25 protein-coding genes and 1 tRNA gene are annotated in these 18,372 nt (G+C 36.8%); 20 read left to right on the plus strand and 6 right to left on the minus strand.

All coding sequences use genetic code 11. The features are described from left to right. Position 1: 1 nt before the first annotated feature. On the minus strand, positions 2–763 hold the full coding sequence (locus B9J78_03280; GenBank protein MBA2123944.1) for a sugar ABC transporter permease: 762 nt from the start codon (positions 761–763) through the stop codon (positions 2–4). Positions 764–875: 112 nt separating this feature from the next. After that, positions 876–1,796, minus strand: coding sequence for a hypothetical protein (locus tag B9J78_03285; GenBank protein MBA2123945.1), 921 nt, complete (start codon positions 1,794–1,796; stop codon positions 876–878). A gap of 342 nt (positions 1,797–2,138) precedes the next feature. Between B9J78_03285 and B9J78_03290 the strand changes: the two genes are divergently transcribed. The 5 genes from B9J78_03290 to B9J78_03310 all read left to right on the plus strand — a co-directional run bounded on the left by B9J78_03290 (position 2,139) and on the right by B9J78_03310 (position 5,237). Continuing rightward, positions 2,139–4,154: a primosomal protein N' gene (locus B9J78_03290; protein ID MBA2123946.1), complete on the plus strand. Its 2,016-nt coding sequence runs from the start codon at positions 2,139–2,141 to the stop codon at positions 4,152–4,154. 161 nt (positions 4,155–4,315) lie between these two features. Next, positions 4,316–4,570, plus strand: coding sequence for a hypothetical protein (locus B9J78_03295; GenBank protein MBA2123947.1), 255 nt, complete (start codon positions 4,316–4,318; stop codon positions 4,568–4,570). Then, on the plus strand, positions 4,567–4,785 hold the full coding sequence (locus tag B9J78_03300; protein ID MBA2123948.1) for a HicB family protein: 219 nt from the start codon (positions 4,567–4,569) through the stop codon (positions 4,783–4,785). The genes B9J78_03295 and B9J78_03300 overlap by 4 nt, the downstream gene beginning before the upstream one ends. A gap of 96 nt (positions 4,786–4,881) precedes the next feature. Then, a complete protein-coding gene (locus B9J78_03305; GenBank protein MBA2123949.1) occupies positions 4,882–5,067 on the plus strand; it encodes a HicB family protein in 186 nt (61 codons plus the stop codon). After that, positions 5,064–5,237 (plus strand): addiction module toxin, HicA family, encoded by a 174-nt coding sequence (locus B9J78_03310; GenBank protein ID MBA2123950.1) that lies wholly within the window; start codon positions 5,064–5,066, stop codon positions 5,235–5,237. Before B9J78_03305 ends, B9J78_03310 begins: the two co-directional genes overlap by 4 nt. A gap of 174 nt (positions 5,238–5,411) precedes the next feature. Here B9J78_03310 and B9J78_03315 read toward each other — a convergent pair whose 3' ends face one another. Further along, on the minus strand, positions 5,412–5,636 hold the full coding sequence (locus B9J78_03315) for a hypothetical protein (protein ID MBA2123951.1): 225 nt from the start codon (positions 5,634–5,636) through the stop codon (positions 5,412–5,414). A gap of 93 nt (positions 5,637–5,729) precedes the next feature. Between B9J78_03315 and B9J78_03320 the strand changes: the two genes are divergently transcribed. Together B9J78_03320 and B9J78_03325 are read left to right on the plus strand one after the other, a co-directional pair. Then, entirely contained in the window at positions 5,730–6,128 is a 399-nt protein-coding gene (locus tag B9J78_03320; GenBank protein MBA2123952.1) for a hypothetical protein, read from the plus strand. Continuing rightward, on the plus strand, positions 6,107–6,496 hold the full coding sequence (locus tag B9J78_03325; protein ID MBA2123953.1) for a hypothetical protein: 390 nt from the start codon (positions 6,107–6,109) through the stop codon (positions 6,494–6,496). Before B9J78_03320 ends, B9J78_03325 begins: the two co-directional genes overlap by 22 nt. On the opposite strand, the gene B9J78_03330 is transcribed toward B9J78_03325, so the two are convergent. Both B9J78_03330 and B9J78_03335 read right to left on the minus strand, forming a co-directional pair. After that, complete coding sequence (locus B9J78_03330; GenBank protein MBA2123954.1) at positions 6,436–6,987, minus strand: hypothetical protein; 552 nt, start codon at positions 6,985–6,987, stop codon at positions 6,436–6,438. The genes B9J78_03325 and B9J78_03330 overlap by 61 nt on opposite strands. 17 nt (positions 6,988–7,004) lie before the next feature. Next, entirely contained in the window at positions 7,005–7,751 is a 747-nt protein-coding gene (locus tag B9J78_03335) for a hypothetical protein (GenBank protein ID MBA2123955.1), read from the minus strand. 138 nt (positions 7,752–7,889) lie between these two features. Between B9J78_03335 and B9J78_03340 the strand changes: the two genes are divergently transcribed. From B9J78_03340 to B9J78_03365, 6 genes are all read left to right on the plus strand, one after another. Next, positions 7,890–9,047 (plus strand): cysteine desulfurase NifS, encoded by a 1,158-nt coding sequence (locus B9J78_03340; protein MBA2123956.1) that lies wholly within the window; start codon positions 7,890–7,892, stop codon positions 9,045–9,047. Between the two features lie 125 nt (positions 9,048–9,172). Beyond that, positions 9,173–10,555 (plus strand): hypothetical protein, encoded by a 1,383-nt coding sequence (locus B9J78_03345; GenBank protein MBA2123957.1) that lies wholly within the window; start codon positions 9,173–9,175, stop codon positions 10,553–10,555. After that, positions 10,542–11,543, plus strand: a complete 1,002-nt coding sequence (locus tag B9J78_03350) for a hypothetical protein (GenBank protein ID MBA2123958.1) — start codon at positions 10,542–10,544, stop codon at positions 11,541–11,543. Before B9J78_03345 ends, B9J78_03350 begins: the two co-directional genes overlap by 14 nt. Positions 11,544–11,720: 177 nt before the next feature. Then, positions 11,721–11,812: transfer RNA gene (locus B9J78_03355), tRNA-Ser, on the plus strand. Between the two features lie 211 nt (positions 11,813–12,023). After that, complete coding sequence (locus B9J78_03360) at positions 12,024–12,236, plus strand: transcriptional regulator (protein ID MBA2123959.1); 213 nt, start codon at positions 12,024–12,026, stop codon at positions 12,234–12,236. A gap of 10 nt (positions 12,237–12,246) precedes the next feature. Next, the gene (locus B9J78_03365) at positions 12,247–13,092 is read left to right on the plus strand and encodes a hypothetical protein (protein ID MBA2123960.1); all 846 of its coding nucleotides are present in this window, start codon (positions 12,247–12,249) and stop codon (positions 13,090–13,092) included. Here the strand turns inward: B9J78_03365 and B9J78_03370 are convergent. Then, positions 13,089–14,261: a hypothetical protein gene (locus B9J78_03370; protein MBA2123961.1), complete on the minus strand. Its 1,173-nt coding sequence runs from the start codon at positions 14,259–14,261 to the stop codon at positions 13,089–13,091. The genes B9J78_03365 and B9J78_03370 overlap by 4 nt on opposite strands. A 98-nt stretch (positions 14,262–14,359) precedes the next feature. Here B9J78_03370 and B9J78_03375 point away from each other — a divergent pair, with 98 nt between their 5' ends. The 7 genes from B9J78_03375 (at position 14,360) to B9J78_03405 (ending at position 18,371) form a co-directional block, all read left to right on the plus strand. Then, the gene (locus B9J78_03375; protein ID MBA2123962.1) at positions 14,360–14,551 is read left to right on the plus strand and encodes a hypothetical protein; all 192 of its coding nucleotides are present in this window, start codon (positions 14,360–14,362) and stop codon (positions 14,549–14,551) included. Beyond that, a complete protein-coding gene (locus B9J78_03380) occupies positions 14,545–14,736 on the plus strand; it encodes a hypothetical protein (GenBank protein ID MBA2123963.1) in 192 nt (63 codons plus the stop codon). The genes B9J78_03375 and B9J78_03380 overlap by 7 nt, the downstream gene beginning before the upstream one ends. A gap of 70 nt (positions 14,737–14,806) precedes the next feature. Next, positions 14,807–15,019: a hypothetical protein gene (locus B9J78_03385; protein MBA2123964.1), complete on the plus strand. Its 213-nt coding sequence runs from the start codon at positions 14,807–14,809 to the stop codon at positions 15,017–15,019. A 4-nt stretch (positions 15,020–15,023) separates the two neighbouring features. Continuing rightward, the gene (locus B9J78_03390) at positions 15,024–15,692 is read left to right on the plus strand and encodes a hypothetical protein (GenBank protein MBA2123965.1); all 669 of its coding nucleotides are present in this window, start codon (positions 15,024–15,026) and stop codon (positions 15,690–15,692) included. A gap of 3 nt (positions 15,693–15,695) precedes the next feature. Beyond that, entirely contained in the window at positions 15,696–17,249 is a 1,554-nt protein-coding gene (locus B9J78_03395; GenBank protein MBA2123966.1) for a hypothetical protein, read from the plus strand. A 268-nt stretch (positions 17,250–17,517) separates the two neighbouring features. After that, positions 17,518–17,733: a hypothetical protein gene (locus tag B9J78_03400; protein MBA2123967.1), complete on the plus strand. Its 216-nt coding sequence runs from the start codon at positions 17,518–17,520 to the stop codon at positions 17,731–17,733. Between the two features lie 5 nt (positions 17,734–17,738). Next, positions 17,739–18,371: a type II restriction endonuclease subunit R gene (locus B9J78_03405; GenBank protein ID MBA2123968.1), complete on the plus strand. Its 633-nt coding sequence runs from the start codon at positions 17,739–17,741 to the stop codon at positions 18,369–18,371. Position 18,372 lies beyond the last annotated feature (1 nt).

An 18,372-nucleotide genomic window follows, 5' to 3' on the forward strand; every position in this document is an offset into this window, starting at 1 on the left:
GTTAATATTTGGTTCCCGTCAGTTTTATCCCTTCCACAAAGAACCGCTGGTTAAATATAAAGACAATCAGTGTGGGCAGCATCACAATTATGGAGGCAGCCATCAGGAGAGTCCAGTCGGTCGTATGAAGCCCCTGGAAAGAAGCCACTCCTATCGGCAAAGTCCTCATCTCCATACTGTTGGTAACGATTAAGGGCCACATAAAATTATTCCAGGAACCAATAAAGGTTACCGTGCCGAGTGTGGCTAGTGCGGGTTTAGAAAGAGGAATAACCACATGGCGGTAAATGCCCAATTTATTGCATCCGTCAATTCGCGCTGCGTCCTCTAAATTGCTGGAAATTGACATAAAAAACTGCCTTAAAAGAAACGTTCCGAAAGCAGTAAACAATCCCGGGATAATTAAAGCCTTATAGGTGTCAATCCAGCCGAAAAGTCTCATAAGAATAAAGGTGGGAATCATTGTAACCGCGCCCGGCAGCATCATTGTAGCCAAATAAAGGAAGAAAAGTTTATCCCGGCCTGGGAATTTTAGGCGCGCAAAAGCAAAGGCAGCTAAAGAACTGGTGAGAAGAACACCCACGGTCTGACAGAGAGCAATAAAGATGGAGTTAAGATAAAACCGGCCAAAAGGCACTGCGCGCCAGGCATCAATGTAATTTCTCCAGACAATGGGACTGGGAATCCACTGAGGCGGGAAGGTAAAGACCGCACCTGCTTCCTTTAAGGACGTGGAAAGCATCCACAGAAAAGGCACTAACATTGTTATCGCACCTAAACTTAAGATGAAAATCCACAGGGCTTTCCAGGTTATATCCCTCTTTTTCTTCCGACGCTTGGATTCTGCCCGACTTAGATGTTTTTCATTCTGCCCCTTAAACATACTTTACCCCTTTTCCTCCGTACTTCCAGTTCAGTAGTGTGGCGATGAAAACAAGGGCAAAGAGTACCCATGCGATAGAAGAAGCATAGCCCATCTTAAACCACTGGTATGCATTAATATAAATATAGTAATCGATGGTGGTGGTGGCGCCGGCTGGTCCACCACCGGTCATCATATAGGCGGACATAAACCCGCCCTGGAATCCGCCAATGACGCTCATCACAAAGATAAAAAATGTAGTGGGAGTAATGCAGGGCAGAGTGATGTATAGAAACTTTTGCCAGAAGTTGGCACCGTCCACGTCCGCTGCCTCGTAGAGATGCCGCGGCACCCCCTGTAAAGCGGCAAGATAAAGGATGGTGTTAAATCCACCAAGGCCTGCCCACAACCCCATAAAAGCAATAGCCGGTTTTGCCCATTCGATACTGGATAACCATCCCGGTCCCTGGATGCCGACCCGGGCTAAAAAGGTGTTGATCAAACCAAAGTCGGGGTTATAGAGCCATCGCCATAGAATAGCAAGTGCCACCCCGGAACATACCGTGGGCAGAAAATAGATGGTGCGGTAGATGGTAATCCCCTTTATTTTCTGATTCAAAAGAAGCGCCATTATCAGAGATAGAGCCATGCCCACCGGAATAAAGAGCATGTAGAAAATGGTATTCCAGAGGTAATACCAGAAGTGAGGATCATTGGCGACCAGGCCGGTGGGAGTACTATGAAACCCTAACAGTTCGACAAAATTGGAAAAACCGACAAACCTCAATGGAGTAAGAATATCCCATTCGGTAAAAGCAAGGAACAAGGACCAGAGGGCGGGCCCTATCGTAAAAACAAGAAACCCTAAAAGGTTAGGCAGAAGAAAGAGATAGGCTCCACCGTATAACACCAGGAAATTTCTTTTTTTTCTCATAAAATTATCCTAAATTGTCCCCGAAAGCCTTAAAAACAGTCAGTTCCCAGGAGGCTAATTATTATAAGTGAACCCTCTGTCGGGGACGCAACAAAATCTTGTCACACACGACCATCTCCAATAAAAATTTTATCATAAACTTCTAATGGTGTCAAGAAAAAAATTTTTCCTTATTATAATTAAAAGATACAGAGGCAGAGACTACGAGCATACTGGTATGATATAATAAGGCAGTAAAAAAATAAACCCCTTTAGATAAGACTTTCTATCTAATTAAAATTTGAGAACTTTTTGCTTTATATAACAGGCAGGGAAAATAAAACAGGTTAAGACGGGAAAAATATGGAAATAAAACCATATGCAATAGTTGCAATCCCTCTACCATTGCGAGGATTGTATCATTATAAAATCAAAGATGAGGACATGGGCAGAGACCTTACAGGTTACAGGGTTAAGGTCACATTCGGACATAAAAAAAAGATTGGTTTTGTTGTTGGGATGGATATATCCTGTAATATTCCGGAACAAAAGGTTCTTCAGATTGAAAAGGTTCTGGATAACAAAAAGGTGCTAGATGATAATGTCCTGCAACTTGCAGAATGGATTTCCCAAAACTATTTCTGTTCTATCGGCGAAGCACTTTTATCCTGTGTTCCTTCCTGGACTATACTTCCTGAAAGAAAAGTAAAAACTCGCAAGACTAAAAAAGAAGAATGGAACCCCATAGCAACATCTGTTCAGTTAAATGAAGAGCAGTATGCTGCTTTTAAATCTATAACAGACAGCATAGGAAAATCATATACCGAGTTTTTACTTTATGGTGTAACAGGAAGCGGTAAGACAGAAGTGGCAATGCGTTCTGTCGGATTTGCTCTTGAAAATGGATTTTCAAGTATAATCCTTGTTCCCGAAATTTCACTTACCCCTCAGATGGTCGGATGGTTCAGGTCAAGGTTTGAAAGAAATGTTGCAGTCTTGCACAGTCATCTTACCTGTGCAGAAAGAAGATTAGAATGGGAAAGGATAGTCAAAGGAGATGCAAAAATAGTTGTAGGGGCCCGTTCTGCAATATTTGCTCCTGTCCAAAATCTTAAGGTTATTATAGTTGATGAAGAACAGGAAAATTCTTATAAACAGGATGATATACCGAGGTATAATGCCAGAGATGTTGCAAGACGCAGAGCAATACAGCACGGTGCTGTTCTTATTCTATGTAGTGCCACCCCTTCACTTGAAACATTTTATAGGGCATCCCAGGGTCAAATCCATCATCTGACACTTTCACACAGGGTTGAATCAAGACCGCTACCTGCAATTGATATTGTTGATATGAAGAAAGAGATTGTAAAAGGAAACAGAAGCCCTGTACTGTCAGATTATTTAATATTAAGAATGGAAGAAACTCTTGACAAACGCCAGCAGGTAGTTCTTTTTTTAAACAGAAGAGGCCATTCAACATATCTTTTTTGCAGGAAGTGCGGATGTGTAATAAAATGCAAAAGATGTAATGTATCTTTGATTTTTCATAGCACAGAAAAAAAACTTATATGCCATTATTGTAATTTTAATATGAAAGCGCCAAGAATTTGTCCTGAGTGCAAAATGGATTATCTACAATTTCAGGGGGTCGGCACGCAAAGAGTTGAAAAAGAGGTTGCCAGGGTTTTTCAAGATATAAGAGTTGAAAGGATGGACACTGATATAACAAAGACAAAAGGAATACATTCAAGGATATTGGGTGAATTTGCAAAATGTAATATTGATGTTTTGATAGGAACACAGATGATAGCAAAAGGACTTGATTTTCCGAATGTAACTCTTGTCGGTATAATATCTGCTGACACGGCACTAAACTTTGCAGACTTTCGGTCATCTGAAAAAACATTTCATCTTCTTACACAGGTCTCAGGCCGTGCCGGAAGGGGTATTATACCCGGAAGGGTTGTTATACAGACATATCATCCACAGCACTATGTAATACGCGATATAAAAATACATTCTTATAAAGATTTTTATAGCAGGGAAATAGAAAGCAGAAAAGAACTTTTCCTGCCTCCTTTTTCAAAACTTCTTCAGATTATATCAAAAGCGAATAAAGAGCAGAAAGCAAAAGATGCGGCTGATACAGTCTGTTATGAACTCCAGACATTTTTAAGAAAGACAGGTGCATCCGTTGTAGGACCTGCTCCTATGCCTTTATCTTTTTTGAAAAGCAAATACAGATGGACTGTTACAGTAAGGATTCCAGAAGAATTGTGGGAAAGTGCAAAAACCGGTATATGGGAATGTATAAAAAGATGTGAACATTCAACAAAGATGCGCTTTTTTATAGATGTAGATCCTGTAAGTGTATTGTGAGCCTGTTGCACAGCTCCATTTCTACTCTGGCAAATTACGAAATGCGGTCAACCAATTTATATTGAAAGATTAAGTGAATCTGCTACAATAATGCTTATGGCAGTACAGAAAACTATAAAAAACGAATTCGTATATTAATTGTTAGACACACGAGAAAGATTATGAATAAAAGTAAACTGCTACAAAAGCTACTTTCCGGTTCAAAAAATATCAGATTTTCAGAGGCAGTAGCGGGTGCTAAGATGTTTGGATTTCGGTTGGACCGTATCAACAGCAGCCATCATATTTTTGTACATCCCGACGTGCCAGAATTGGTAAATCTCCAAGATGTTAAAGGAAAAGCAAAGTCATACCAGGTGAAACAATTATTGCAGATTGTTGAACGATATAATCTTCAAATGGAGGATGAAGCATGAAAGATTACCATGTCAATGTATTTTACAGTGACGAAGACGAGGGGTACATTGCAGATATACCCGACTTAAAACATTGCTCCGCTTTTGGCAAAACGCCAGAAGAGGCACTGGAAGAGGTATTGAAAGCAAAAGAAGCATGGCTTGAGGCAGCACGTACTAATGGAAAACCGATACCAATCCCTCATTTTCGACCATTGATCTATCAAGTTGTGTGAACAAATGTGTCTAACAAGGCGCTGCACCTGACCCTCAAACGCAGTAGCGTTTTCGGGCAGGTGAGATCTATCATTAGAACCGCAAGAAGGACAAAAATGAAGATGATATATTGGAAAGGGAAAAAGTTTTGGGTTGGCAAACTTCTCGAACATCCGGAGATAATGACTCAGGGCAAGACTCTTAAGGAATTGGAAGAAAACTTAAGGGACGCCTATCTGCTTATGGCAATGGACGAAGTCCCTAAAGAACACCAAATCAAAGAACTTGCCCTTACCGTATGAGACTGAAAGAACTCATCAAAAAGATAGGTGAAGCAGGATGCGTTTTTGTCAGACACGGAAGAAATCATGATCTTTACGTGAATCCCAAAACCGGCAAAAGACAACCTGTACCAAGACACAATGAAATTGACGACTATCTTGCCAAGCATATAATCAAACTGTTGACATAACTTATACACTTCATTGACTATTTTTAGTAGGCGTGCTATCTTGAGATATAATAACGTTTAAGTTCGGCCGTTGAGAAGAAAGATTTAATATGAAAAAACGTATACAGTTTCAGGGCACACTTATATTCTTATGTGTTGACTAACGATACATTAAGTTGTATACTTAATGTATCGTTAGTCAACATTTATGAAGTTTAGAATCTGCTCTTCTATTTCTTCTGGCACTCTATTGGGCATCCTGGGAGCTCTTCTTGTCCTTGATCTTAAACCTTCATCTCCTTCTTTATCTCTTCTCTTCTTCCACTTATAGAACCACTTTCTGCTCACTCCATATCTTTTGCAGAGGGAGGTTATTGGTTCCCGGTTTTTATCTGCCTCTTCGAATATCCTCATTCTCATTCTATAAAGACACTCTCTTTCTCCTATACCCGAACCTCCTTTTTGTTGGTATTCTACTGGAGGTTCTGGTAGGCGTCAAAGAAATCTTTTTCATTGTTTTCCTGCCCAAAATTTTGCTTATTTAAGAGCAAATTTTGGGCAGGTAAAACAAAGATTTGTTACCACCACTTGAAGATAGTACAATTAAAATACAATAACGATACCATAACAAGCGGAAATACCGTCCGGGCACTTATAAACCTTTCTATACCCATGCTTATAAACGCCGTATTGCAGAATATACAAACCCTCATAGACCTTTTTTGGGTAGGGAAATTAGGAAGTATTGCAATTGCATCCGTTGCGACAAGCGGAACAATCCTTATGATTTTATTTCCCATTGTTGTGGGAATATCATCGGGGACAATTGCCATTGTTTCAAGATACATCGGTTCAAAAAATTATGATTTTGCAAACCATGTTGTGGGTCAATCGTTATTCCTTTTATCATAGCCGTATTTAACAAAGAAACAGATGTTATACAAATAGGTTCCGATTATTTAAGGATAGTCCCCCTATCCTATGTGTTCACGGCGCTTGGCGTTGTTCTTGGAAGGGCTTTACAGGGTGCGGGCGATACACTTGCAACAATGGTTATTACGGTTTTTTCACTCTGGGGGCTACAGATACCCCTTGCATTCTTTTTTTCCAAAATATGGGGGACAAACGGAATATGGTGGTCAATTGTCCTTACAACAGTCGTGAACGGAATTATTACGGTAATATGGTTTGAAAGGGGAGAATGGAAGAAGAAAAAAGGTTATTTCCTGTCAAAAAATGGATTTTTACCGCTTACACTTAAAGGAATTCCAAGCGCCTGAACAACCTTACCTGATGGTGAAGTCTCTGAGGTTTTTTCAAAAAGTCCCAGGTCAAGTGCGGCTCTTCCTATTGAAAACATAATTCTGTTGTCTACATTGAACTTGTTTGCAATTATTGCAGAAGAAGAAGTCGCCAGCCCAAGGTCAATTGAATTATATGCACAGACACCCTTTGTCTTTTTTAGTTCCTCACAGGTCGGATATCCGCAGTATCCACAGTTTAGTCCCGCAGGATTTGCTTTCACACCTATTACAACAATAGCAGGAACAGACTGAATAGAATTAGCGTCTCTTTCAAAAGAAGGTCTGTGTTCACTCTTTGAGATCTGTCTCATTTTTTCTACAATCTTACTTCTTGTCTGTTCATCGTCTATGAGTATGGTTTCTATATTGTCCAACCCCTTTGTTTTTGGTGCCGTCCTTGCGGAGCATAAAATAAATCCTGCGATATCTAATACAGAATCTTTCTCAACCTGTTTTCCTGTTTTCATTTTTTTCTTTATTATCTTTAAGGACAGATATGGAAAAAAAATCTTAAAAGAAACATCACCAAAATGCCGAGCACAAAAAACAGCATGGCTGTGTTAGTTCTTTTTGTATCTTTTTGTTTATAAATTTCTGGTATAAGGTCGCAGATTGCAATATATAAAAATCCTCCACCTGCAAATGGCAGGAGAAAGAATGAAAATGCTTGGATGTGAGATGATAGATAAAATCCTAATATTGTGCCAAGCACTGAGGTTAGTGCCGAAAGAAAATTATAGAAAAGAGCCTTAAATTTACCGAATCCACCATATACAAGAACTCCAAAGTCTCCTATTTCCTGCGGAATTTCATGCATAATGATAGAAACAGTTGCTGGAATGCCTATATAAGGCCCTATTCTAAAACCTGTTCCTATTATAACACCGTCTATAAAATTGTGCACAGCATCACCGAGCAGGTTAAGGTATCTAAATATATGAACATCACACTGCCCGCGGTGGCAGTGTCTCCAGAAAAGATATTTTTCAATGACAAAGAAAAGAAGAAAACCGAAAAGTGTAATAACAAAAACCTTAAATAAATTCAGATTTTTAATTGCTTCTGGAAGCAGATGAAAGAAAGCCCCACCTATAAGTCCTCCTGCTGAAAGGCCAACCAGAGATATAAGAATTCTTTCTAAGAGTTCTTTTTTAAAAATCAAAGTACAGATCCCAACCAGTGAGATTATACTTACCAACAGACTTGCAAGTATTGCGTAAATAAAATCCATAGGTTTTATTCTAAATAAAAAAATAAATTTATCAAGAAGTTTTTAATGCAGGCGTAATTTGACAAAAAACTATGATTTGATAACATATTTAATAGTTCACCTGTCGAGCTTGGCAGGTAAGCAGGTAGGAAGGAGGCTATGAAAAGAATTGTATATCTTGATAATAATGCAACAACACCTGTAGATCCACTGGTGCTTGAGGCAATGCTTCCCTATTATAAACAGGAATACGGCAACGCATCAGGTATATACTCAAAAGGACAATCTGCAAAAATTGCAATTGAAAAGGCAAGAACCGTTATAGGTGAAGCACTTGGAACAGAACCGGTTGATATAATATTTGTTTCAGGGGGTACAGAGGCTGATAATTTTGCAATAAAAGGTGTTGCATACTCATACCAGAATAAGGGCAGACATATCATTACAACAAAGGTTGAACATTCTGCAGTATTGAAAACCTGTCAGTATCTTGAAAAGAACGGTTTTTCCGTAACATATTTAGATGTTGATAAAACCGGGTTGGTCAGTCCTGAAGATGTAAAAAATGCAATAACCGACAGGACAATACTTGCAACAGTTATGCATTCTAATAATGAGGTAGGGACAGTCCAGCCAATACAGGCAATAGCAGATATCTGCAAAGAAAAAGGTGTCCTATTCCATACAGATGCTGTTCAGAGTTTCGGTAAAATCCCCCTAGATGTTGAAAAAATGGGCGTGGACTTGCTTTCTCTTTCTGCCCATAAGATTTATGGGCCCAAAGGAATAGGTATCCTGTATGTAAGAAAAAAAGTAGACCTTATACCGATGATGCATGGGGGCCCACATGAAAGAAAATTAAGGGCTGGAACAGAAAATGTGCCCTTAATAGTTGGTTTTGGTAAAGCAGTTGAGATTGCAGTGAAGAATATGAGCGAAGAACCCGACAGGATAAGAAATTTAAGGGATATGCTACATCAGGGACTTTTGTCCAGTCTTACACATCTTCACTTGAATGGACATCCCACGCAAAGACTCCCGGGTGTTTTAAATATTGGATTTGAATATGTGGAAGGCGAATCTATAATACTTAATTTTGATATGAAAGGGATTTGTGCATCAACAGGGAGTGCCTGCACATCAGGTTCACTGGAGCCTTCCCATGTGTTAACGGCAATGGGCGTTGACCCTGTTATATCCCAGGGTTCTGTAAGATTTTCTGTCGGCAGAATGAACACAGAAAAAGATATCAAATACTGTATTAAGGTAATCCCGCCGATAATAAAAAGATTAAGAGAAATGTCTCCTCTTTCATAAAAAATAGGTGACAGGTAAAAGCCGTCGCCCGTATTTCGTATTTCGTCGTCCATATTCCGTATATCGTATTCCATAAAAAACAGACGACGGGATACGAAATACCAGTGCTCTGGTGATATGGTAATATGTGGATAGATACTCACTGTCATTTGGATTTTAAAAATTTCAACAAGGACAGGGATGGTGTTCTTGAAAAAGCTTTTTCTTGTGGTGTAAAGAAAGTTATAAATCCGGCAGCATCAATCCAATCCAGCAGGAATGCTATTGATATATCTGCAAGATATAAAAATGTGTTTGCAGCCATAGGCATCCATCCAATAGATGCAGATGAATGGACGCCCCTGAATTTTAAGATTATTAAAGATCTTGCAAAATCTGAAAAAGTTATTGCAATAGGTGAAACAGGTCTTGATTATTACAGAACCGAGACAAAAAAGGGGAAACAAATAAAAAGTTTTAACGCACACATTGAGATTGCTGGACACCTTGACCTTCCGTTAATAATCCACATAAGAGATGCATTTGAGGATGCAATATCTATACTATCCCGCAGGGCAGAATCTGGCGCAAAAAATAAAGTAAAAGGGGTTGTCCATTGTTTTTCAGGAAATATAAAACAGGCAGAATCTATTCTTGATTTAGGACTTTATATATCGTTTACCGGAAATATAACATATCCCAAAGCAAAACATTTAAGAGAGGTTGTTTCTTATGTTCCAATAGAAAAAATGATGGTAGAAACCGATGCCCCTTTTCTTGCTCCGCAAGGTATCCGAGGAAAAAGAAATGAACCCTGCTATGTTATAGAGGTTGGAAAGGTTCTTACAGAGATCAAGAAATTATCCCTGCAGGATGTTGAAAGAATCACAAGTTTGAATGCAATACAGTTGTTCAGTATAGGAGAAGAAAAATCAAAACAAAACATTGCATATCCAATAAGAGATTCATTGTATCTTAATATAACAAACAGATGCACAAATGTTTGTTCATTTTGTATAAGGGCAAAAACCGATTTTATAAAAGGACATTTTTTAAGACTTGAAACTGAACCCGCAATAGAACAGATTATAGATGCTATAGCGGATGCAAAATCATATAAAGAGGTTGTATTCTGTGGATATGGGGAACCAACGCTAAGACTTGATATTGTTGTAAGGGTTGCAGAAAGATTAAAAAAGATGGGTGTTCCTGTCCGACTGAATACCAATGGGCATGGCAGCCTTATTGCCGGGAAGGATATAGTGCCTGAGATTGCAGGCAGGGTTGACAAGGTAAGCATAAGCCTTGATGCTCACGATTCTATCACATACAATAAAATATGCAAACCTGTCTGGGGCGAAAAAACATTTGATGCAATACTTGAGTTTGCAAAAAGGTGCCTTGAACTTAATATAGATGTAGAACTAACAGTCGTTAGAATTCCAACAGTGGATGTTGAAAAATGCAAAGAAATTGCTCACCAATTAGGGACAGTTTTCAGAGTAAGAGAATACGATGAAGTGGGATAGAATAAAAAATTTTATTCAAAAACAAAGATTCTGGCTTGTTATTGTTCTGATAGCGGCATCTGTTTTAATCCTGCCTTATGTAGATACAAATGTAAATGGTTTTTTTGAAAAAGATAGTTTTGTATTAAATTGGAAAAATTTGACATCCTCACAACTTTTAAGGATTTCAATAGTTTTGGCAGGTGTGTTTTTAGGAATAATAACAGGCATTATACTGCTTGCAACATATATCGGGGGTTTTCTTATAAAAAAAGATGTGCCTTTAAAATTTCCTGCCTTAAATCTTGATATAAAGTGGAAGGTTTTTGATTCATTTAAGATAATGTCTATCAGTATAATAGGAACGGCGGTTTTAACGGCCCTTTTAAGTAAATCTTCAATTCTAAAATCAACCAATACAGAATGGTTTAAGATTGGTCAGTCTTCTATCCTTGCTTGTGTTTTGCTGGTGCTTGTTATTTACTATGTTGTTTTCATATACAGAGAACATTATAAGACACTGGGTTTTATAAAACAGGGATTGGCAAAAAAAATCGTTTTTACCGTTCTGGCTTATATTGCGGCTTTGCCCTTGTTTATTGCAGCAGCTATCGTTGGTGCAATTATTACAACCTTATTAGGATTTTATGTAGAACCCCATCCTATCAGCATATTTCTTGTTAAAGAAAAAAATTTTTTTGTTATTATATATATATGGATAATTGCAGGAATTATAGCGCCTGTTTCTGAGGAATTGTTTTTTAGAGGATTTTTATATCCTGCTTTAAAAGTAAGAAACGGAAAAGTTTTAGGTATTTTGTTAAGCGCCTGTTTTTTTTCTATCCTTCACCTGAACATCTCTTCAATATTGCCGATATTTGTTTTAGGAATATTATTTGCCTGGCTTTATGAAAACACCGGTTCTATATTTCCCTCAATATTTGCACATTCTCTTCATAACACTGTTACATTGTCTGGAATGCTCCTTATAAAAGATATGGTAATTTAAGAATAGAAATGTCAAATATCAAATATCAAATATTAAATATCATTACACATAAGGTTCTGTGATGTGGAGGTGTCCTGTGTATTATATAGGAGACCTTTTTATTAAATCTTTATAATTTAAAATTTATTCAAAATTGGAAATTAAAAATTCCTCACCTCTACTACCTACTATATTTTCGGAGGGGTGGCAGAGTGGACGAATGCGGCGGTCTCGAAAACCGTTATCCGTCTTAAAACGGATCGGGGGTTCAAATCCCTTCCCCTCCGCCAAAGAACCCCGAAGGAGAAACTTCGTTTCCCTACGGGGCAGGCCTGAAAAAATGCTTGCCCCGTTAAATTTGCGAAGTAAATTTGTTCGGGGTCGGCTCGAACTTTATTTTGGCCAGAAGCGAGCTTTTCTTTATTTTCATTCTAATATCTCTATGCTAACTATAGTATGTAGAACTAAAAATAGCAAGTGTATATAATAGAAGTATCTAATGTGAAACGAGAAATACTATTAAAGTTTGGTAATAAAGTCCGTGGACGACGGCTTAAATTAGGTTTATCTCAGGAAGAGTTATCTTCTCGTGCCGGCGTTCATAGAACATACATCGGAATGATTGAAAGGGCAGAAAAAAATATAACACTCGAGAATATTGAAAAAATCGCTAAGGCACTAGAAATCTCGTTAGACAACCTTATGAAATTTTAAAAATGCTTTTATGGAAAAGAGACATCGACAACATCTAAAAACACGAAAAAGTCCGCCCTTTAACCTTTTATCCAAGGGACAAGAGGATACGGCAAAAGTGGCTTCGAATATTGTGTGGGAAACAATACTTAAAAAATACCCACACTTAGATTTTAATAATCTTGAGACACTGGGTCTTAAAGACTTGAAAGCTGGATATGCTATTGCGTATATAAACCGAGGCACAAAATTAGTCGGTTTGCCAGAAAGAAAACCCAAAGAATTACAAGCCTTCGACTCCGCAGACGGAATTAAACCTGATGGCGGTATATTTTTTGTTCAATCAAAAAAAGATAATTTTAACCATATTATTGGCGCGCTTGAAGTAAAACATCAAGGAGAATATGACGGATATACGCCAATTAGTGACGCCGATTGGAAGAAGAAAGGCGGCGACCCTTCAATTCCAAGAGAGAAAAGACCGCCTCAAGCACAAGGTAATGCGATAGAGAGATTTGCTAAAAACGCCAATGCCATAAAAACACTAACCAGTTTTTATGGCTACAATCCTTATATTGTTTTTACTGAAGGGTTTGACTTTTTCCTTAAAGATGATTTCAAGATTTTTGAAAAACAACCGCATTCTTCCCGTTTCAAAAACAGAGATTCTTCGATTCTTATGAGGTTGATAGCTGGAAATGATTGGCTTCCGCTCAATAGGGTATATGTTGATTGCTTGCAGCACGGTAATACCCAAATCTGCCCAGCGACAATTTTTGCTCGAATGTCAAAATGGAGCGCAGAGGAAATCGCGAAAATTATGTTAGTAGTTATCGATAAATCTCTTGCGCGTCTACGCAAACTTGATGAGATTTAAGCAGTTTTCTTTTCAAGAATCCAAAGCAATTCTTTGACTTTTATATCCCTATCGCGCAGATTTCTTGAGCCGCGATAAGTGTTATAATCTTGCTCCATTAGTTCCCATTTCCCGTATTGCGAGAGAATTTTTTTGAAGACATCAATTGGAATTATTCCCTCGTCGTTATAGGAAATCGCAATAAATTTTGCCCGAGTACCGGCCAAGAGTTGATCCATCGCATCTTCGGCAATCTTTCTTTTGTTATACGCCGATCTGTTCCATTCTTTTGCTATACCGCTTACACCATCTTGTATTCCCACTGGCTTACCGCCATTGATAATATTAAGCATAAAGTAATTCGAGCCATAAGGATGTTGATTATAGGGTGGGTCATAATAGACTAAATCAAAGAATGGAATATTTTTGTCTTTCACCAGTTCATTTACATCTCGTTTGCAAACAAACACAGGACACTCAAAATCAGAAAATTCAGGCACATCAAGCGAAATTTCTTTTTTAATACGAGAAAGAGCGTTTTCCCCCCGTCCGCCAAAATGTCCATTGCCGTTGTGCTTATGAAATCCCTTAAACACGCCTGATGTGTTTGTGTGGATAGACGCTTTTACCAAAAGCGAGGCGAGACAAAAATGTTTATATTTTCTTGGCACTTCATCAATCAGTTCCCGTAAGTTATCTATAATTTTTGCGTTTTTGTTTGTGTAAAATACTCTTTCTCCTTGTTGGACATTATTATCATTTTTTGGAGCATAATTTTTTTCTATAAATCCAATATCATTAGCTTTAAGTTTTAATTTATTTTCGTTGAGCCAATTTATATATTTTTCTAATTCTTTTATATCTATTTCTGATTTATTAGCAAGATAAGCATGATTTAATGTTTCGGCGTAATCTTCCAAATCGTTTACATGAAGTTCGCTCGCAAATGCTTTTAACAAGCGAGCCGCCGCACCACTTCCGACGAAGCCATCTAGTATAACCATTTTTTGCTTCCCTAACTTTTCCCTGATTTTCAGAAATCCTTTATACAGAAAAGGCAGTAGCCGTCGTTTATTGCCAATATAGGTAATAAGATGGGAAGTAAAAAATGGGCTCTGTAAGTCTAAATTTTTTACAGGGTCTGAAGGAAACAAATTCAATTTCGATTGTGGATAATGTTTCGATGGCATATTTTTTCTGATAACTTTAGTATACACAATTGAAAAAATAATAGCAAGAGGGTATTATTAAATATAGAAGAAAATTTGCCGCCAAAGAAAAACTTGTCATGCCTGAGGCAGATCCGCCTCTGGCGGAAAATCGTCCTTCTCGCCTCCGCTTCCCACCTACGCACTGCTTCGGTCGGGCAGGCAAGGCGAGGCAGGCAGAAAAGGGTTTGGTCTTTGCTTTTCTGCCCGGCGGAGCCAATCTGTCACAAAATCAGTTCGGATATTTTCAAACAGGCACCGCCAGTTGGTAAAAGCGAAGTTTGGCTCGCCACCCGTCCCGCCCTCTAAGCCCATCACAAAAATTGGTTGCTTTATTGTTTTTAATATTTCTGAAATAAATTCTATAAAACTTTATCATGAGCATAGAGGGCGGGATGAATTTTTTGTCTTTGTCCCGCAAAGCAGAACGTCAGAAGCGGGCTTTTCTTTTTCTTGATTGTTTTGTTTTTATTTGTTATCATATACTTGTATAGAATTATAGCAGAACAATTTAATGTTATCAAATTATGGAAAATAATCAAGAAAATAAACTGGGAAAAAAGATAAAATCATTTCGGCTTAAACTTGAACTTTCACAGGACGAATTTGCCAGAAAAGCTGATATTCCTTACACCACGCTAACTAAAATTGAAACCGGCGTTATTAAGAAGCCATCGGTTTTTGTTATGGCAAAAATCGCCAAAGCACTGGGTGTTTCGATTGAGGATTTAATAAAATAAAACTATGAAAAATTCATTTTTAAGAGCAATCTCAAAAACATTTCGAGCTTACAATACTTTCGGTGCTAGAAGTAATAAAAAATTAATTCCTGTACATAAATGGTTTGCCGAGGTCATAGAAAATAAATTAGGGAAAGGATATTCGGTTAAAAGTTTAGGGAAAGACGGAGAATTTAAAATAGATGGAAAATACTATCCAAAAACACTAGACATTTCTATTTTTAAAAATCAAAGAATAATTACGACAATTAGTTTTAAGTTTGTTACCTCAAATTATAAACAGAACTCAAATAATTATTTCGAAAACTTACTTGGAGAAACCGCAAATATAAGACGAGTAAATGTTGGCTTCGCCCATTTTCTAGTTTTGCGAGCTCGCACCCCCTATTATGATAAAAATAAAGGCAGCCTGAGAGGAAAAGAAAAGAAGATAGAAATTTTAAACGAAAATGATTTAGTAAAATATGTTAAACTTTTTAATGATTTGGATTTCCCGCACAAACCAGAAGTGTTAGGTATGGCTATAATAGATTTTGATAAACGAGGATGTGCTTATTTTGAAAACTTAAAAAATTTAGGGCTGACAGAAGAAACAAAAAATATTTTAGAAAGTCAATTATCAGTAGAAAATTTCATTGGGAAAGTAATAGCGTTGTGTAAATTAAAATCCTAGACTATGAAAATTAGCGAAAAAAAATTAAATGGCATTGTTTATACTCCTCAATGGATTGTTGAGTTAATTTTGGACAATCTCGATTATAAAAATAATATTTACCAAAAAAAGATTATTGATCCGGCTTGCGGAGATGGGGCATTTTTAAGCGAAGTGCTTGTTAGATTTCTTAAAGATGCTAAAAAAGCAAAAATAGAAAATAAGATTATAAAAGAAAAAATAGAAAACAATATATTCGGCTTTGATATCGACGAAAATGCTATAAAAAAATGTATTTTAATACTGGAAGGTATTGCCAAAAAATATGACTTAAAAAATATTAAATGGAATATCTTAAAGACGGATAGTTTAGATAAATTTTTCGTTAGTAGATTTTTTGGTTCATTCGATTTCGTTGTTGGCAATCCACCATATATTAGGATTCAACATCTTGGTCTAAAAAGAAGGGAAAAAATTCAGAATGAATGGCAATTATGTAAAAAGGGGTCAACGGACATTTTTATTACCTTTTTTGAGCTCGGTTATTATTTGTTAAAAAAAACCGGGAAATTGGGTTATATTGCGCCAAACACTTATCTTAAAACAAAAGCAGGCGAAGGTTTAAGAAACTTTATAAAATTCCACCAAATATTAAAAACACTGATTGATTTTGAGCATAATCAATTATTTGATAACGCTACGACTTATTCTTTGATAACTATTTTAGATAAAAACCACAAGAAAAACACCTTTTTTTTATTTAAGGGCAATAAAGAAAATATAAATTATATTGATGAGATAAATATTGAAAATTTAAACAAAGATAATTGGATTTTAACTTCAAACGATATTCTTGAAAAATTAAATAAAATTGAAAAAAGAGGATTGCATCTGAATGAAATTGCAAAAATTCACGTCGGGATAACCACGCTTGCAGATGATTATTATATTTTTAAGGACCCTGTAATCGATGGCGATTTCGCAGAAATTAAATTAAAAGATGGAAGAGTATTCCAAGTCGAACGGGAAATTTTAAAACCGATAATAAAAGCCTCTGTGCTTAAAAATCCTAATGAGAACCAAAATCGTTTTATAATTTTCCCTTATAAAAAAGTGAACAGCAGGCATTCTATTATTCCAGAAAAGGATCTGAAAGAAAAATATCCTTTTACATATAAATATTTTGAGGCAATAAAAGAAGTTCTTGATAATCGCGATAAAGGAAAACCGAATCCTGTTGATTGGTATGCATTTGGAAGGTCACAGGGTCTTGATACTTCATTTGGTAAAAAAATATTAACATCGCCAATAAATCTAAAACCAAATTTTATTGTTTGGGAAAAAGAAGAATATACTTTTTATGCCGGATATTGCATTAAATTCGATGGAGATCTAAAACTTTTAGCTAAACATCTAAACTCAAAAGATATGGAGTTTTACATTAACCATATTAGTAGAAACTATCAAAATAATTATAAATCTTTCGCTAAAAGTTTTATCGAGAGATTTGGTATTGATGATTTAAATTTGGTAAATGGGCAGAAACAAAGACAACGATTATTGATATTTCAACACTAAAAATTGTGTAAAGTTTTAAAAATATTTTTTAAATAAATATGACACCAGAATCGGCAGGGCCGAACAATCCGCCAAAGGCGGATTAGAAAAACTTGAAATCGTCGCCTCGCTGTGCGAGGCGCAAACCGCCGAAAAACCTGAAAAAATGTCGGCTCAAACTTTATTTTGGCCAGAAGCAGGCTTTTTCTCATTTTTTGTTTGATTGTTTTTATAATATTTGTTATCATTATATTGAAAAGATAATATATCACTTACATACTATCAAATTATTGAAAATATGGCAACAGAAATCAACATAGGCGAAAATATAAAGAAATACCGAAATAAACAAGGATTATCTCAAGAGGATTTTGCTAAGAAATCAGGCGTAAAATATACTACCCTGACTAAAATTGAGAGCAATGTAATAAAAAAGCCGTCCGTGCTTGTTATGGCGAAAATCGCCAAAGCACTGGGTGTTTCGATTGAGGATTTAATAAAATAAAAAATATGTCAAGTAAAATAATAGAAATTTTTAACGATGAAAAGTTGATAGATAAAATTAAGAATCGCCTGCCACATTTATTTCAGTTAGCGGAATTAGAAAGCTCAAGAGCTGGGAAAATTGGAATGGAGGTCGGTTCTTTGCGCGAAAAGATTATTACTGCACTGCTTATTTATAAATTTGGGAAAGAAAATGTTGAGACAGAAATCCCCATAACCGAATCAGAAATTGATGCTAACCTTTTTGGAGCCCCCATCTCTATTAAAACAATAACCGGTACTAGATTCGGAGGAGTTAAACTAGTTTGGACGGTTGATGCCAAAAAAGCAGACGAATTTCGTAAAAATTATGAGCCCAGTTACGATATATTGTTTATACAAATTAATTGGGGAAGCGTAGGGGGATTTTACTATATTCCATTGGAATCTCAGCGAAGGTTGTTCGATCGAATAGGGAGAGAAAATTATATTCAACTTCCAAAACCGGGAACAAACCCGAGAGGAGCGGAGATTACTAAAGAAGCGCTATCAAGTTTAGTTAGAGACAAAGATGCCAAGACCATAGAAATACTATGGAAAAAGACAACAATAGAGTTTAACCCATATAAAAGATGGGTAGATTACTGGAAAGAAGATTAGT

It is taken from the genome of bacterium Unc6 (assembly GCA_013626165.1).
In the GTDB taxonomy this organism is placed as follows: domain Bacteria; phylum Omnitrophota; class Gorgyraeia; order Velesiimonadales; family Velesiimonadaceae; genus Velesiimonas; species Velesiimonas alkalicola.